Consider the following 15526-nt stretch of genomic DNA (forward strand, 5'->3'; position numbering starts at 1 on the left):
CGCGCGGAGTTCGTCAGGCATTTCTCAAGCACCGCATCTTCAAGTTTCTTTATCACCCTGGCAGGGGAACCCAGCACAAGCGAGCGTTCGGGTATGCTCATGTTCTCCGTAACCAGGGAACCCGCGCCTATAAGGGAGTTTTTTCCAATCACCGCACCAGTCAAAATAACACTGCCCATTCCGATTAGGCAGCCTTCTTTGATTTCACATCCGTGAATAACGCAGTTATGACCGATAGTAACATTCGCTCCAATCATGGTTGGGGCCCCATCATCTGTGTGGACGGAGCTGCCATCCTGTATGTTGCTACTCTCGCCCAGAAATATCAGCTCGATATCCCCTCGCAGTGTGCAATTGAACCATACGCTGCTATTCTCACAGAGTATCACCGATCCGATAATATCGGCGCTGGGCGCCACAAAGATTCGCTCTCCGCGAAATTCCGGGTTTTTGCCTTCAAAATTATAGAGCATAGATCAATTCTACCAAGTTTTGTCTCATCATGCCTCATCTGCCCGCCTGGGTGCTGCTCAATTGTTTGCCAGTGTTAACTGCGGACGTGAGAATTCTATTCCAACAGAGATTTTAGTTCGGGACGCGCGATAAGCTGTGCCGGACTTAGCCCGGCATTATCTTTCGTTCTGGGATTAGAGCCAGCCGAAAGCAGTTTGCGAATCGCCTCTTCGTTTTGAGCAAATGCCGCGTAGTGCAGAGCTGTTCTACCTTCGCTGTCTTTGCCGACAGGCAATGCCCCTGCCGCCAAAAGATCGGCCATTATATGCCAATGTCCAAGGCGGGCGGCAATCAGCACTCCCGAATAACCGCGTGAGTCCTTCTGATTGGGATTAAGTCCAGCCGCCAGTCTGTTTCTCACGAGATAGATCTGCCCGTTGATTATCGCGGATATCATAGCATCTGAGTTGGATTTTGTCGAAGCCTCGTTCGATATACGGATAAAACCAAGGGTTAGATGGGCACCGATGAAACGATAGGAGTCGCCCTCGTAAACAATCGCCAATGCACGACTTTCAAAGGGGCTTACGACCGCGCCAAGCAGTTTAACTTCATTCGCCCGCTTGTCTGGAGGGCTGTTATAAACTTCCTTGGAATCGCCCCGAGAAGATTTGATGCTGAGACTGTAGCCCCGGTTCGATTGTTCGCTTGCTTCCAGTACAAACTCGTAGGTATATCCTCCAGTATAAAGGCGAGCATCTCTAACATCGGGACGAAGGGATGATTCTAACTTGTAAGTGGCGATTATTTCGTCAACCCGTCGGCCATAGCGTTCCCAGAAGACATCCAACGATGTTTGCCCGCTCCAGGGCAGGGGATTGGAGCGATGGAGTATTTCATCGGTAACGGCATCAATTACCAGGATAGTGATTTCTGATTGGTCGAATTTCCTATCAGTGCCGATTAGGGTGCCCCATCGCCCCTCAGAAGACCAGCCAAGCGGATAGAGATGGAGGTTGCCTTTTGAAAAACCTCTGGCTTCCGAAGGTGCCTGGGCGAAAACTATCTGAATAGGTGAGAAACAAGTGCTTAACAGTAGTACGGTGGCGAAAAGTGTTCTATACTGAAGCCGAAACATTTTGAACAGCATAAGTCAGGAGTGGTGAGCGTGCAATGGCTCAATAGACGAATCGAGGCTCTAAAGGGCGATATTACGGCGCTTGAAGTTGATGCGATAGTGAACGCGGCTAACTCTTCGTTACTTGGCGGAGGTGGTGTTGACGGCGCGATTCATCGCGCGGGTGGTCCGGATATCCTGGCCGAGTGCAAGAAAATTCGCGACATCAGATATCCATCCGGTCTTCCCGTCGGGGAGGCTGTTGTAAGCGGCGCGGGGAATTTACCCTGTAAGTGGGTAATCCATACTGTCGGACCTATCTGGAATGGAGGAGGGAATCGAGAGGAGGAGCTACTTGCGGCAGCATATCGAAATTCCCTGGAGGCTGCTGCTGAACTGGAGGCGCATAGCATAGCTTATCCGGCCATTTCGACTGGCATTTACAGGTTTCCACAGGACAGGGCGGCTAAGGTGGTTTGGAAGACTCTGCCATCCCTGCTTCGCTCTCTTGAATTTCCCAAGAAAATATACTTAGTATTCTTCTCGAACTCTGCATTATCCACTTTTTTGAACCAGGTTTCGCCACCGGAGGTACCGCAGTGAAGGAAGTCACTTCTTCTGAAGATCGTAAAAGCTTGCTCGCCATTGCTCGAAACGCAATTTCAGAGAGCCTGGGCCTCGCTCCGGGACCACCAATCCCTTCTCCTCCTGGGAGTGGCGGCGTCTTCGTAACCCTTAAGTTGAATGGCATGCTTCGCGGCTGTATTGGACGCCTGCGTTCAAACTCACCCATAGGCATTACGGTGGCTCAAATGGCCAGAGCCGCCGCTTTCGAAGACCCACGCTTCCCTTCCCTCACAAAGGAAGAGTTCAATCGAATAGAGATGGAAATCTCAAGACTCTCGGGATTCTTCCCCATCGACGCCAATAAGGTGGAGGTGGGCCTCCACGGCCTGTTGCTGTCGCTCGGCTCAAGAAGCGGACTTCTTCTGCCCCAGGTACCAGGCGAGCAAGGCTGGGACAGGGAGGCATTTCTCTCCGGACTTTGCTCGAAGGCCGGCCTGGACGATAGAAGCTGGGAAAATCCAAACGCCAAACTAGAGGCATTTACAGCCGAGGTTTTCGGCAATGAATGATAAAAGCCACACACGCCAGGCACACTTCACTACAATATAGGCATGGACGACAAAACTCTTGGCACAATTGCAAACCAAATTCGCATTCTCTCAGTAGCCATGGTGGAAAAAGCCGGCTGTGGTCACCCCGGCGGTGCCATGGGCGGTGCTGCATACGCAAGTTTGCTCTTCGCGGAATATCTCAATTTCGACCCCTCGGACCCTAACTGGTTCGAGCGCGATCGCTTCTTCCTGGACCCCGGCCACATGTCGCCCATGCTGTATGCAACACTCAGCCTCTACGGATTCTACAGCATCGAAGAAATAAAAAATTTCCGCCAGTGGGGAAGCCCGACACCGGGCCATCCCGAATTGGATGTGTCTCGCGGCGTCGAAAACACCTCCGGCCCCCTGGGCCAGGGTCATTTGTTTGCCGTGGGTTCTGCAATCGCCGATAAGTTTCTGCAAGCACGCTTTGACTCCCACTTGGCACACAGGCATTTTTCCTTCATTTCCGACGGCGGAGTGCAGGAAGAGATATCCCAGGGTGCCGGACGCATAGCAGGTAACTTGGGATTAGACAACCTGATACTCTTCTACGATTCCAACGGCATCCAGCTCTCCAGCCCAACTTCCGAGGTTAGCTCCGAGGATACTGCCGCTAAGTACCGCAGCTGGGGCTGGAATGTGATTGAAGCTGACGGAACGAATTTTACTGAGTTACGCTCGGCGCTGGATGATGCAATCTCCGAAAAAAACCGGCCTTCGATTATCATTGGCAAAACCGTTATGGGCCTAGGCAGTCTCGATGCCGATGGCAAGCCCTTCGAAGGCAGGGTATCGACTCACGGCCAGCCGTTAAGTGCCGCGGGGGCTGATGTGAAGCTTACCATCGCGAATCTTGGCGGAAATCCCGAAGATCCCTTTGCGACTCTTGCAGGTGTTTCCGATGCCATAACCGAAATCATCGAACTTAAGAAAGGAATTGCAGGCAGGAGGAAGAAGATTAAGGCGGCTTGGGCCGAGAACAACAGTGAAGAAGCCGCCAGGCTTGCCTCCTGGATAGCCGGCGAAATTCCCAATCTGGATTTCTCCGAGGTGAAACAGAAATCGGACATTGCCACCCGTACCGCGTCTGCTACCGTTCTATCCTGGCTAGCCGACAAGGTTGAGAACATGATTGTTTCATCAGCAGACCTTTCAAACTCCGACAAGACCGACGGTTTTCTGAAAAAAACTCGGGCTTTTAGAAGTGGTGATTTTGGCGGCGCATTCCTTCAAGCCGGTGTCTCCGAGTTGAGCATGGCAGCCATACTGAGTGGTCTTGCTCTACACGGCGGCGTAATTCCCGCTGGAGGTACTTTCTTAGTGTTCTCGGACTATATGAAACCAGCCGTGCGCCTAGCCGCCCTGATGGAACTGCCCGTCATCTATATATGGACCCACGATGCATTTCGCGTCGGGGAAGATGGTCCAACCCATCAACCGGTGGAACACGAGGCACAGATACGACTTCTGGAGAAATTGAAGAATCACTCCGGCAAGCCCTCTTTGCTGGTCCTGCGCCCTGCCGATGGCGCCGAAACCACCGTTGCATGGAAGCTCGCTCTGGAAAATCGTTGTACGCCAACGGCGCTTATATTGAGCCGCCAAAACATAGCCGATCTACCATCGACAAGTCAGAATCGCTACCAGGAAGCCCTGCAAGCTGAGCGCGGAGGCTACATAGTGCAAGACTGCCCTGGTAAACCGGATATCATCCTGCTGGCATCAGGCTCGGAAGTCTCCACCATGACGGCGGCGGTTCCCCTGTTACGAAGCAGAGGAAGAAAAGTTCGCGTGGTTTCAATTCCCTCCGAAGGTTTATTTCGTAGACAAGACTCATCCTATCAGGAAATCGTTCTACCGACCGGAGTACCCAAACTCGGACTCAGCGCCGGACTGCCTATAACTCTGGAAGGGCTAACCGGCCCCGAAGGCAGGGTATTTGGACTAGAAAGCTTTGGATTCTCCGCACCGGCCAAGGTACTTGATGAGAGACTTGGTTTCACTGCCGAGAACGTCCTCAAGGAGGCAGAAGCACTCCTAAACTCTCTCACGCCGAAGTAGAAACACATACAGAACCGCCGCTGCGACAATCATAATCAGAGAGAGAAGCTGTCCCATCGAAAGCCCAAGGATTATCAACCCTAAGTTGCTGTCCGGCTCTCTCGTGTATTCGATAAGAAATCTAACTATCCCATAACCTGCAAGATATAGCGAAAGAGTAGCTCCCTCGACTCCTAAACGGTTTCTCAACGGCCAGAGTATACAGAATAGAACTATCCCCTCAAAGAAACCCTCATATAGCTGGGAGGGATGTCGCAACGCCGCGCCCGGAGCATTCGGAAAGTACATTCCAATTGCCATGTCGGTTGTCTGGCCATATAGCTCCCCGTTAATAAAATTGCCAAGTCTGCCAAAAGTATAGGCTATCGGAATGCACGGCACAATGAAATCGCTAACCGGAAAAAAATCAAGCCGGTACTTGCGAAGAATGATGATGGCCGCTAACACAATTCCTATCACGCCGCCATGATAGGACATGCCGGCAAAACCAACAAAACGAATCCCATTCTGAAACTGGAAGGGCAAAAATATCTCCAGTGGGTGCTGAATGTAATACTCAAAGTTGTAAAGGAATACGTATCCAAGTCTCCCCCCAATCAATAAGCCTATCAGCAGAGCCATCATGATGTTTTGCAGCTGCGCGGAACTTATCTCGAAACGGGGCTCCCGTTTAAGTCGCCAGCTTGCCAGCCCATACACTGTCAGGAACGCCACTATATACATTAACCCGTAATATCGCACTTCGAAGTGACCAATCGAGAACGCCACTGAGTTAATCCGCCCAGGTAAGTGCTGCCACCAATCCACCATTCCAAGCCCTCACTAAACCCATATTCTGCCTACCCATCGTGGTGCTTGTCAAACAGAAGCAACACTTCATATAGTAGTAAGTCGAAAATTATGGGAGGAATCAGCCTAAAGGGCACTCGCGCATTAGTAATGGGGTTGGGTTTCCATGGCGGCGGTATCGAAACCGTGCGCTATCTTGTTCATATGGGAGCCGAGGTTCGATGCACTGACTTGAATCCGGAGAAATCCATTCGGTCTTCGATTGAAGCGCTTTCAAACCTTGATGTCCAATACATCCTTGGCGAACATCGTCCGGAGGATTTCGACTGGGCTGACATCATAGTCAAAAACCCTGCGGTGCCCTTATCGTCGCCCTGGATTGCGGGGAGAAGCAATGTTGAAACCGATCTCTCACTATTCTTGAGACACTGCGAATCACCAATTCTCGCATTAACCGGCAGCAAGGGTAAATCTACTGCGGTATCGGCGCTTCTGCACTTTCTGAAACTTCGCTATCCGGGAACACGACTCGGAGGGAACAGCACTGTAAGTCCTCTTGCATTTGTCCATCTTCTAAAGCCGAGCGATCCAGTGATTCTGGAGCTTTCGTCTTGGCAGTTGGCCGATCTTAGGGGTCGAAACCTCTTGCGGCCAGTAATAGCGGGTATAACCAATTTAATGCACGATCATCAGAACCGTTACGAAAACTTTGCCGACTACGAAACCGATAAAACCGCAGTATTCGAGCTTCAAGGCGCGAACGATTTCTCTGTTTTCCCGGATGATGAATACGGACGAAAATGGAGTGAAACGTCGACGGGCAAGTCATATCTGGTGAAAAAGAGCGAGCCGCAGGAAAAGTTTTTTAAGGGCTCGTTTGTCGGCAACGAACAGATAGGATACTTCAGCAACGGGATTGAGAGGGAACAATTGCTGGCCAAGGAACTTCGGGTGCCAGGCGAGGTTTTTCGCCTGAATCTTCTGTTCGCCGGCACAATGGCGCGGCTTTGGGGTTTAGACTCCCAGGAGATTTTGAAAGCCTCGGCTAGCTTTGCGGGTATACCCTATCGCATGGAGTTTTTTCTGGAGCGTGATGGAATACGTTACTACGATGATACAGCTTCCACAATTCCAAATGCCACTGCGGCCGCGCTGCTGGCAATGAATCGCCCGGTGATACTGATTGCCGGCGGCACCAACAAGGAACTGGATTTCGCCCCCTTCGACAAGCCCGCAAAAAAGGCAAAACGCATCATCATGCTGGCTGGCAGCGCAACGGATATTTGGCTCCCTCGCCTGCGTGCCATGGGTTTGGAAATCGAAGATGCCAAGCACAGCATGGCCGCCGCCGTCGCAGCGGCACAAAAGGAAGCTGGAAGCGGCGATGCGATTATCCTTTCACCTGGAGCCGCCAGTTTTGGTATGTTCCGCCATGAATTTGAGCGGGGCGATGCCTTCAAGGCCGCAGTACTGCAAAAATCATAACTGCCCAGCTTCGGAATCACTGCCAGCAAACTCGTTACTGGCCCCACCTGCGGGCCGAATACTCTTCAGTCCCCGCCGAACTCGCTACTTGCACTTGCTCCATCCACAAGCCGGACAAGTGGTGCACCCCTCATGAAAAATAAGCCCGGTGTCACACTCGGGACAGCGCCAATCGCCAGTGATTATCTCCTCTCCATCCCGGATATACTTTTTAAGTACCCGTCCCACAACTCTTTCAAAATCAGTAAACTGGGTGTCCTTCTGCAGTTGTCCTATGATGAACTGCAAGGGGGTACCATGGCGAAGAGCCATCGAAATAAATCTGGCAAGCGATGCATTAGGGGTATCATATACCTTCGTAAAATCCTCGAAAACCAGACGGGGATTTCTATCTCCTATAACCAAATCGTATCGTTTCTTCTTCACTTTGCGCACCACGCCCTTCGTCCATCCGTTGATGCGAACCTTTTCGTCGTCTGGCACATCAATCCAGAATATCTCGTAAGGACTGCCATTTAGATTCCCAGTTATTACAATGTACTGCTTACCCCTCACCTTCACATGGTGTATTTCACAAGGCAACTCGAGGGGGCGAGGAGGCGCAGAGCTGCGGGATATGAACTTGTTGTCACTCTTCCCCGAATGTTCTAAAACGCCCTTCATACTGCCCTCGGGGTTGAAAGTGGTAAAACCCTTGAGTCCCTTTTTGTAGGCATAGAGGAAGAGGTCTTTGTATTGATCGAAGGTGGTGCCTGGTGGAAGATTTAGAGTCTTGGAAATTGAGTGATCGATGTTTTGTTGAATGGCGGCCTGAAGGTCTATAGAACGGTATGGGTCTATGTCCGCCGCAGTTACCATCCAGGGAGGAGCGGCCTGATCGTGGCCTTTTTCCTCCTTCCAGGCTAGCCACGCTGCATCGTAGACCGTTTCAGTGGTAACCTCATCAGCCCTGCCCACCCGAATGTTACGCTCATACTGTAGCGCAAAGGCGGGCTCGATTCCGCTGGAACAATTCTGTCCCACCGAAAGGCTTGTTGTACCAGTGGGAGCAACGGTATTCATCTGTATGTTTCGCAATCCTTGCTTCCCGATTAAAGCTCTAATATCTTCGGGTAAATCCCTAACGAAATTAGCGGCCAGGATGGGAGACGCATCGAAGGCAGGGAAGGCACCCTTTTCGGCGGCCAGTTCGGCCGAGGTTCGATAGCTGGCATCCCGCAACGTGGCCGACATTTTTGATGCAAATTCGATCGATTTATCGGACCCATAAATGATGCCTAGCATAGTCAACGTTGTTCCCAGGGCTGTGAAGCCCAGTCCGATTCGCCTCCATTGCTTGGAGAATTTCTCAATTTTATCCAAGGGATATGCCGTTACATCGAGTACATTGTCCAGGAAACGTATCCCAACTTTCACGGACCTGGCAAAGGCCTCATAGTCAAAGCTTGAATCTGAACTAAAGGGGTTGGTTACAAATTCCGAGAGCTTCATCGCAGCCAGGCAGCATAAGGAATAGGAGGGCATCACAAGCTCCCCACAGGGATTTACTCTGTCCATCGCAAAAGCCCAATAACCGTTGTTGAATCTTTCGACGGTGTCTGCATTGAAAATTCCAGGCTCGTTGTGTATAAAGGCATGCCTTGCCAACTTGTCGTAAAGCTCTCTTGCACGAACAGTTTTATACACTCTGTCGCCGAAATGCAGTTTGAACTCTTCATCATGCTCTACAGCTTTCATGAATTCATCCGTAATTTTCACCGAGATGTTGAACTGGGTGAGTTCCTTATTTGCATCACCCTGTTTCACCTCAATAAATTCCTCTACATCGGGATGAGCAATATCCAGCAGAGCTATGTGAGCGCTTCTTCGCTGCCCCCCTGTCATGATTGTCTTCGCGCTTTGATCGAATATTCTTAAAAAGCTAACTACACCGGAAGATTCACCTCCCCGTGAAAGAAAATCGCCTTTGGGTCGAAGCTTGGAGATGTCGAATCCCACTCCCCCGCCCATCTTACTGATTACAGCATCTTCTTTTAAAGAGTCGTATATACCCTCCAGGGAATCTTCGACATCGATGGTGAAGCAATTATTGTAATTCTTCATGGGACTGTCGGGCCGGGCATTTGCCAGAATACGTCCCGCTGGAATAAGACGCCCTGAATGAATCTCCCGATAGAAACTTTCTTCTATTTCGGCTCTTAAGGGCTCAGCTTCCACCGAGGCGATTTCCTTGGCTACGCTCCTAAACACCTCTTCTGCCGACTCCTCGCCATGCAGCATATACTTACGTCTGAATATTTCCTCGCAGAGCGGTTGCTTGAATGTAAAATTCTTCTTCAAAACAACGGACATGAACCCTCCTAACTTCGTGAATGCTCATTTTGTCCCCATTGGGCCTTAAATTACAAGGTGGGAAAATGCATAAAACGCTATATGTATGGCATTTATTTCCTTATTTGTCGGCAAAAACGCTACTAGCCGACTTCCAAGTCAGCGCAGTGAAGCAGTCTGATGGGTTACTCGGCAGTCTGCAATTGCGGTGGCCTTAATCTCCACCAACACATCCAGCGGAAGTCCAGCCACTTCCACAACCGCTCTTGAGGGATAAGGCACTTCAAAAAATTGTTCATAAACCTGGTTCATCGCGGCAAAGTCGTTCATATTTTTCAAGAAGATTAGAACTTCAACAACATCGTTCATCGTGCAGTCAGCCGATTTCAGGACGGCCTGCACGTTTCTCAAACTCCGTTCGGTTTGATTCGCAATTCCTTCGGGAATTTCATTATTATTCGGATCTACCGGGAGTTGTCCGGAAACGAAAACAAAATCCCGAGTGCGGATTCCCTGGGAATAGGGTCCGATGCTCCTGGGTGCCAAGGCTGTCTTAATACTATTTCTCATTTTGACTCCTGCCAAGCCTTATTCTATCAACACTGCAATTCATGGCCTATCTCAAAATAGCGCGCTCAAGCCCTATTCCGTGCAACTCGCCAAACTTTTTCTCGCCGCATGCCAGGCAAGCGTGGCACACTTCACCCGCAAAGGAAATTGGGTAACTCCCCCAAGCACCATCAAGTCTCCCCATTCCTCCAAGCTATCAGAGTTCTCCTCGCCGCGTAGCACTTTTAAAAAAACATCTATTAATCGTCGAGCCTCTTCGGGAGTCTTGCCGATAAGCCGCTCGCTCATCAGAGAGGCCGATGCGGTGCTAATGGCGCAGCCATGGCCATCAAAACACACCGACCCAATCTTTCCATCTCCCCCCACAACAAGTTCCAACTTGAGTGAATCGCCACAGGAGGGGTTTTCGTGCAAGTATTCGTCGGCTATATGGGATAGATCGGCCTTATTGCGTGGGAATTTGTAATGATCGAGTATTATTTCCATGTAGAGATTATCCAGTTCGTTCACTATCTAGAAATACTCTCTCGCGCCGACTATCGCGTCAACCAGGCGGTCTACTTCATGGATGGTGTTATACACCGCCAAAGAGGCTCGAGCAGTGGATTGGATACCCAAGTGTCGCATTGCCGGCTGAGCACAGTGGTGACCTGAGCGAATGGCTATCTGGGCTTTGTCCAGGTACTGGGCCACATCATGGCTGTGAATTCCTTCCAAATTGAATGAAAACACCCCCCGGCGTTGATTTAAATCGACCGGGCCATAGAGCTTCAAACCCTTAACGGATACAAGTTTTTCATATGCATGTTCGCCCAGCTTCAGTTCACGGGTCTCTAAGCGAGAGAGGCCGGTCGCGATCATCCAATTCAAAGCCGCAGCCAGGCCCACGACGGCGGCGACATTTGGGGTTCCGGCTTCAAATTTATACGGTAGTTCGTTCCAGGTGGATTTCTCAAGCCTCACAGTGGATATCATCTCTCCACCAGTCTGCCATGGAGGCATTTTTTCCAACCATTTCTCATGCCCCCAAAGGACTCCCGCACCCATCGGCCCGTAGGTTTTGTGCCCGCTGAAAACCAGGAAATCTGCACCTGTGGCCTGGACATCAATCGGAAAATGAGGTAGCGACTGAGCTGCATCCAATACCATGGTGATATCATGCTTGCGACACCAGGCAGAAATAGCTCGTATAGGATGGATAGTCCCGAAGGCATTTGAAATGTGAGCGACGGCGAGGATACGTATTTTTTCTGCCCTCCCATCTTTCTCCAGCGTCTCTAGGAAATCAATGTTAAGCGTGGCATCCTCGTTAACCGGAATAGCTACGAGTTTCGCATCGGCACGATTTGCCGCCTGTTGCCACGGAACAAAGTTGGAATGATGCTCAAGCGCGCTCACAAGCACAATATCGCCCGGACTGAGGAGCAACTCTCCTAAGCTCCAGGCACAAAGATTCAGACCCTCGGTGCTGCTCTTGGTAAAAATGATTTCTTGTGACGAGGCGGCGTTTAAATACTGCCTCACAACAGCTCTGGAATTCTCCAGCGCCAGAGTGGATATCTCGGCCAGTTTATACAGGGAACGATGAACATTGGCATTTTCTTCCCTGTAATAGCGGTTCATTGCGCTAAGCACTGATTCGGGTTTCTGACTGGTGGCAGCGTTATCAAGATAAGCAAGCTCTGAATTGTTGGCAAGTAGTGGAAATTCTTCTCTGATTTCCTCACCCAATTCGGCCTTGGAATCAACACTGAAAACACCGGAGATCATTTAAAACACCCTTTAACTGTAATCGGGTAACTGTATATAGACATTCTCGCCCCTCTGTTCAACAGGGAAGGCGCTAACTCCCTCGGTTGCAGGCAAACCACTAACTTCGCCGGTTATACAATCAAAAGACGAGCCATGCTTCTCGCAGTATACACGCCCGTTCCAAACTTCACCGGACGAGAGCTCCGAGTATTCATGCGAACAGGTATCATCGAGTGCACCCCATCCATCGGGTAGTTTGAAAATCACAATATCGTAGCCCTCCACGTCAACCGCCAGGGATGCCCGGTAGCTGGGAAAATCAGCAAACTCCGACAAACTGGCCGCTTTCACCCATCGGCCCATAAACTGCTCACACTCATCGCGGCATCTATGTCACTTTCAAGCATTTTCCACACAGAAGCCGGGGCATTGTCAAAAGCCTTCAACAAAAACCCACGGATAAGCTCGCGGGTGGCCTCTTCTGGCGAATAACCGCGAGTTTCCAGATAAAAAATCTGATTTTTATCAAGTCGCCCTGTTGTCGAACCGTGACTGCATTTGACATCGTCCGTCAGAATATTTAGTTTCGGAAGCGAATCTGAGCGCGCTCCGGCACTCAAAATGAGATTATTGTTGGTGAGATAGGCGTCTGTTTTCGCTGCATGAGGCCACACATCTATCAGACCTTGGAAAATGGCGCGGTGTAAGACCGCGCCATTGTAAAGCGCGTTCGAGGTGGTATGAGCGGCTCGATGTTCTTGAATCGTGCCGATATCATAGTGTTTGCCCTCCCCTGCCACATAAATACCATTTAACTGGGCATCTGCTTTCATGTCCTTTAACAGAACTCTGGTACGAGTCTTCAGCAGGGTTGTTCCAAAATGGGACTCACGAAATTTCACGCTGGCATTTTCTTCTACTTCAATTCTACCGTGTAAAAATGCCACAATCGATGCTCCAAGATTCTGTCGCAGTGTAATATCCAATTTTGCTCCGGGTGAGACAGAAGCAGTCAGGCCCCCATTGAGGATTGGCGTTATGGATTTATCATGTTCTGGAGTTCCTTCCAAAGACCAGATAACAGCACCCTTCGCGCCCGATGCCGCTACGATGTGTAAGTGAGGAGCCGAAAACAGGGACTTCCGAGTATATTTGGAACACTTCAGTCGTTCTTCCACCAGTACTGGCTTGTCAGACTCCCCAGTCAGCTCAAGTATTAAACAACCAGGCATATCACGATAGTGCCACGCCGTGATTCTCTCTGCAGAATCATTCAGTTCGGCTTCGCCCACCACCTTGAGGGTTTCAGGGACATCATCCAGTGCACACCACCACAGATTGAAACCGGCATCTCGGAGCAGCTCGGGGGAGGACAGCCCTGTCACAACTCCATTCTCACTTATGACTCTTCCAGCAAAGCCCTCTGGCAATGAGGAGGTAAGATAATTCTCCTCATCCTGTATTTCGCCGGCCAAATTGGCATTCGAATCCAGGATTCCTCTAGGCAGGAGACGAGCCAGGTCAGTACGCCGCCAATCTTCCTCGTCGGCGCTCGGCCAAGTTATCCGCCCGAAGAGTTCTTCCGCCGATTTCCTAAGCGAATTTATCATCCCACACTCCCCTCCATCTCCAGCTCTATCAGGCGATTGAGTTCTACCGCATACTCCATGGGTAATTGCTTTACTAGCGGATCCAGGAACCCATTGACAATCATCATCGAGGCCTCTTCCTCCGACAGGCCTCTTGCCATCAAATAAAAAATCTGATCCTCGCTAATTTTGCTGACCCTCGCCTCATGCTCGATGGACACATCCTCAGATTCAATCTCCATATATGGATATGTCTTGCTTACGGAGTTCTCATCGAGAATCAGCGCATCACAAACCACATGGCTCTTTATGTTGTTCAAGCCCTCGGCCACCTTAATTAAACCGCGATAAGTAGCAGTACCGCCATCCTTGCTAATCGACTTGCTGGTAATCACGCTGGAAGTATTGGAAGCCGCATGGATAATCTTTCCCCCTGCATCCTGCTCCTGTCCCTTGCCCGCAAAAGCGATGGAAAGTACTTCTCCATGTGCGCCCTCACCCATCAGCCATACAGCCGGATACTTCATCGTACGTTTAGAACCGATATTCCCATCCACCCATTCAACTGTTGCCTTTTCGGCGGCATAGGCCCGCTTAGTGACAAGGTTATAAACATCGCCCGACCAGTTTTGAATCGTCGAATATCGAACCCTTGCTCCTTTCTCAGCCACGATTTCCACCACCGCGCTATGTAATGAATCAGTGGTATAAACCGGTGCGGTACAGCCCTCGATATAGTGAACAAAACTATTCTCGTCCACTACAATGAGAGTACGTTCGAACTGGCCAAAATTCTCCGAATTGATTCGGAAATAGGCCTGAAGAGGAATCTCAACCTTAACATTCGGCGGAACATATATGAAGCTTCCACCCGACCAAACCGCCGTATTCAAGGCTGCAAACTTGTTGTCATTGAATGGAATAATTGTTCCAAAATATTTCTGAACAATCTCTGGATATTCCTCCACTGCTTGTTCCGGCGACAGGAACAGCACCCCTTTGCCTCTCAACTCCTCATGAATTGAATGATAAACCACCTCCGAATCATACTGGGCGCCGACGCCCGCCAGGAAATCCCTCTCAGCCTCTGGCAAACCCAAACGATTATAGGTTTTCAAAATATCCTCTGGCAAATCCTTCCACGAAGAAACCTGGCCCATCGAGGATTTGGCATAGTAGTAGATGTTATCGAAATCAATATCGCCAATCTGTGCGCCCCAATTTGGCATTGGCTTCCGAAGAAAGGCCCGCAAACCCCTCAGTCGATATTCCAGCATCCACTCCGGTTCGTTCTTCTGCTCACTAATCGCTCTTACCAAATCCTCGGAAAGTCCCTTTTGTGGTTTGAAAACGGATTTGTCAGGATACGAAAACCCATATTTATAGTCCGTAAACCCCGCTATTGGTGCAGACCTCATGCTCCAAGTCTCACTTTCATGTCCTCGAATTGCATGGTATCCCTAACCCACTCATAGCCTTTTGCCTCCAGTTCATCCACTATTTCCGGTCCCCCGGAAAGAACAATGCGCCCATCAACCATTACATGAATCTTATCTGGTTTAACGTAATCGAGAATTCGCTGATAGTGAGTTATCAGAAGCGCCCCGAAACCCTCCTCCCTCAACCTGTTTATCCCCTTGGCCACTATCTGAAGCGCATCAATGTCCAAGCCAGAGTCGGTTTCGTCCAAAATCGCAAAATTCGGCTTCAGCATCAGCATCTGGAGTATTTCCATCCGTTTTTTCTCTCCACCCGAAAAACCTTCGTTTAGGTAACGGTTGATGAAATTCCGATCAATGCCCATGTAATCCATCATATGTCTAAGCTCCCTGATATACTCGGTGACACTGAATCGTCCCTCCTCGCCCCGGCGTAGTTCCACAGCCCGCTTAAGAAATTTCCCCACCGTAATACCCGGAACTTCGACTGGATACTGAAAAGCCAAAAACAATCCGGCACGAGCGCGTTCAAAGCTTTCCATTTCAGAAATTTTCATTCCTCCCATGGAAAAACTGCCTTCAAAAATTTCAAACTGGGGATTTCCGGCAATAACGCCTGCAAGCGTACTTTTACCAGAACCGTTAGGTCCCATCAGCGCGTGAACTTCATTGTCAGGTATCTCAACAGTGATTTCCCGCAATATTTTTTTCCCCGGTAAACCGGCTACTAAATTATCAATTACCAGATTCATAAATCTCCTTAACTATTATAAAATG

General features: G+C 50.0%; 15 protein-coding genes. 4 read left to right on the top strand and 11 right to left on the bottom strand.

Annotation, left to right across the window (positions count from 1 at the left end; genetic code table 11):
• Window positions 1–473 (bottom strand): gamma carbonic anhydrase family protein (locus S1OALGB6SA_RS02125; RefSeq protein ID WP_148084002.1); only part of this gene is annotated, 473 nt, incomplete at its 3' end.
• Window positions 474–568: 95 nt separating this feature from the next.
• Entirely contained in the window at window positions 569–1591 is a 1023-nt protein-coding gene (locus tag S1OALGB6SA_RS02130) for an ankyrin repeat domain-containing protein (protein WP_161786806.1), read from the bottom strand.
• A 24-nt stretch (window positions 1592–1615) separates the two neighbouring features.
• Here S1OALGB6SA_RS02130 and S1OALGB6SA_RS02135 point away from each other — a divergent pair, with 24 nt between their 5' ends.
• The 3 genes from S1OALGB6SA_RS02135 to S1OALGB6SA_RS02145 are packed head-to-tail and all read left to right on the top strand — an operon-like array spanning window position 1616 to window position 4794.
• The gene (locus S1OALGB6SA_RS02135; protein WP_230204363.1) at window positions 1616–2173 is read left to right on the top strand and encodes an O-acetyl-ADP-ribose deacetylase; all 558 of its coding nucleotides are present in this window, start codon (window positions 1616–1618) and stop codon (window positions 2171–2173) included.
• A complete protein-coding gene (gene amrA / locus S1OALGB6SA_RS02140) occupies window positions 2170–2706 on the top strand; it encodes an AmmeMemoRadiSam system protein A (RefSeq protein WP_037563353.1) in 537 nt (178 codons plus the stop codon). The genes S1OALGB6SA_RS02135 and amrA overlap by 4 nt, the downstream gene beginning before the upstream one ends.
• A 42-nt stretch (window positions 2707–2748) precedes the next feature.
• Entirely contained in the window at window positions 2749–4794 is a 2046-nt protein-coding gene (locus S1OALGB6SA_RS02145) for a transketolase family protein (RefSeq protein WP_124032399.1), read from the top strand.
• On the opposite strand, the gene lgt is transcribed toward S1OALGB6SA_RS02145, so the two are convergent.
• Window positions 4771–5562 carry a prolipoprotein diacylglyceryl transferase gene (lgt, locus tag S1OALGB6SA_RS02150; protein WP_230204364.1) on the bottom strand — a complete coding sequence of 264 codons (792 nt, stop codon included), beginning with the start codon at window positions 5560–5562 and terminating at the stop codon, window positions 4771–4773. The genes S1OALGB6SA_RS02145 and lgt overlap by 24 nt on opposite strands.
• Window positions 5563–5694: 132 nt before the next feature.
• On the opposite strand from lgt, the gene murD reads away from it, so the two are divergent.
• Entirely contained in the window at window positions 5695–7068 is a 1374-nt protein-coding gene (murD, locus tag S1OALGB6SA_RS02155) for a UDP-N-acetylmuramoyl-L-alanine--D-glutamate ligase (RefSeq protein ID WP_037561134.1), read from the top strand.
• 84 nt (window positions 7069–7152) lie between these two features.
• On the opposite strand, the gene S1OALGB6SA_RS02160 is transcribed toward murD, so the two are convergent.
• The 8 genes from S1OALGB6SA_RS02160 to sufC form a co-directional block, all read right to left on the bottom strand.
• Window positions 7153–9420 (bottom strand): adenosylcobalamin-dependent ribonucleoside-diphosphate reductase, encoded by a 2268-nt coding sequence (locus tag S1OALGB6SA_RS02160; protein ID WP_037561133.1) that lies wholly within the window; start codon window positions 9418–9420, stop codon window positions 7153–7155.
• 138 nt (window positions 9421–9558) lie between these two features.
• Window positions 9559–9969: a Rid family detoxifying hydrolase gene (locus tag S1OALGB6SA_RS02165; protein ID WP_052079874.1), complete on the bottom strand. Its 411-nt coding sequence runs from the start codon at window positions 9967–9969 to the stop codon at window positions 9559–9561.
• Between the two features lie 72 nt (window positions 9970–10041).
• Window positions 10042–10479, bottom strand: coding sequence for a Fe-S cluster assembly sulfur transfer protein SufU (gene sufU / locus S1OALGB6SA_RS02170; protein ID WP_230204365.1), 438 nt, complete (start codon window positions 10477–10479; stop codon window positions 10042–10044).
• Between the two features lie 3 nt (window positions 10480–10482).
• Window positions 10483–11739 (bottom strand): aminotransferase class V-fold PLP-dependent enzyme, encoded by a 1257-nt coding sequence (locus tag S1OALGB6SA_RS02175; RefSeq protein WP_052079873.1) that lies wholly within the window; start codon window positions 11737–11739, stop codon window positions 10483–10485.
• A gap of 12 nt (window positions 11740–11751) precedes the next feature.
• Window positions 11752–12084, bottom strand: a complete 333-nt coding sequence (locus S1OALGB6SA_RS02180; protein WP_052079872.1) for a Rieske (2Fe-2S) protein — start codon at window positions 12082–12084, stop codon at window positions 11752–11754.
• A complete protein-coding gene (locus S1OALGB6SA_RS02185; RefSeq protein ID WP_037561131.1) occupies window positions 12069–13331 on the bottom strand; it encodes a SufD family Fe-S cluster assembly protein in 1263 nt (420 codons plus the stop codon). The genes S1OALGB6SA_RS02180 and S1OALGB6SA_RS02185 overlap by 16 nt, the downstream gene beginning before the upstream one ends.
• On the bottom strand, window positions 13328–14728 hold the full coding sequence (gene sufB, locus S1OALGB6SA_RS02190; RefSeq protein WP_037561129.1) for a Fe-S cluster assembly protein SufB: 1401 nt from the start codon (window positions 14726–14728) through the stop codon (window positions 13328–13330). The genes S1OALGB6SA_RS02185 and sufB overlap by 4 nt, the downstream gene beginning before the upstream one ends.
• Window positions 14725–15501, bottom strand: a complete 777-nt coding sequence (sufC, locus tag S1OALGB6SA_RS02195; RefSeq protein WP_037561127.1) for a Fe-S cluster assembly ATPase SufC — start codon at window positions 15499–15501, stop codon at window positions 14725–14727. Before sufC ends, sufB begins: the two co-directional genes overlap by 4 nt.
• Between the last annotated feature and the right edge of the window lie 25 nt (window positions 15502–15526).

Origin of the sequence: Olavius algarvensis spirochete endosymbiont, assembly GCA_900608495.1 — a bacterium.
Lineage (GTDB): Bacteria > Spirochaetota > Spirochaetia > DSM-2461 > DSM-2461 > UBA2779.

What these genes read in the sequence shown, in the direction of transcription:
- S1OALGB6SA_RS02130 (WP_161786806.1), bottom strand. Translation starts at nt 1,591, where the DNA reads ATGTTTCGGCTTCAGTATAGAACACTTTTCGCCACCGTACTACTGTTA.
- S1OALGB6SA_RS02145 (WP_124032399.1), top strand. Translation starts at nt 2,749, where the DNA reads ATGGACGACAAAACTCTTGGCACAATTGCAAACCAAATTCGCATTCTC.
- murD (WP_037561134.1), top strand. Translation starts at nt 5,695, where the DNA reads ATGGGAGGAATCAGCCTAAAGGGCACTCGCGCATTAGTAATGGGGTTG.
- S1OALGB6SA_RS02160 (WP_037561133.1), bottom strand. Translation starts at nt 9,420, where the DNA reads ATGTCCGTTGTTTTGAAGAAGAATTTTACATTCAAGCAACCGCTCTGC.
- S1OALGB6SA_RS02165 (WP_052079874.1), bottom strand. Translation starts at nt 9,969, where the DNA reads ATGAGAAATAGTATTAAGACAGCCTTGGCACCCAGGAGCATCGGACCC.
- S1OALGB6SA_RS02175 (WP_052079873.1), bottom strand. Translation starts at nt 11,739, where the DNA reads ATGATCTCCGGTGTTTTCAGTGTTGATTCCAAGGCCGAATTGGGTGAG.
- S1OALGB6SA_RS02180 (WP_052079872.1), bottom strand. Translation starts at nt 12,084, where the DNA reads ATGGGCCGATGGGTGAAAGCGGCCAGTTTGTCGGAGTTTGCTGATTTT.
- S1OALGB6SA_RS02185 (WP_037561131.1), bottom strand. Translation starts at nt 13,331, where the DNA reads ATGATAAATTCGCTTAGGAAATCGGCGGAAGAACTCTTCGGGCGGATA.
- sufB (WP_037561129.1), bottom strand. Translation starts at nt 14,728, where the DNA reads ATGAGGTCTGCACCAATAGCGGGGTTTACGGACTATAAATATGGGTTT.
- sufC (WP_037561127.1), bottom strand. Translation starts at nt 15,501, where the DNA reads ATGAATCTGGTAATTGATAATTTAGTAGCCGGTTTACCGGGGAAAAAA.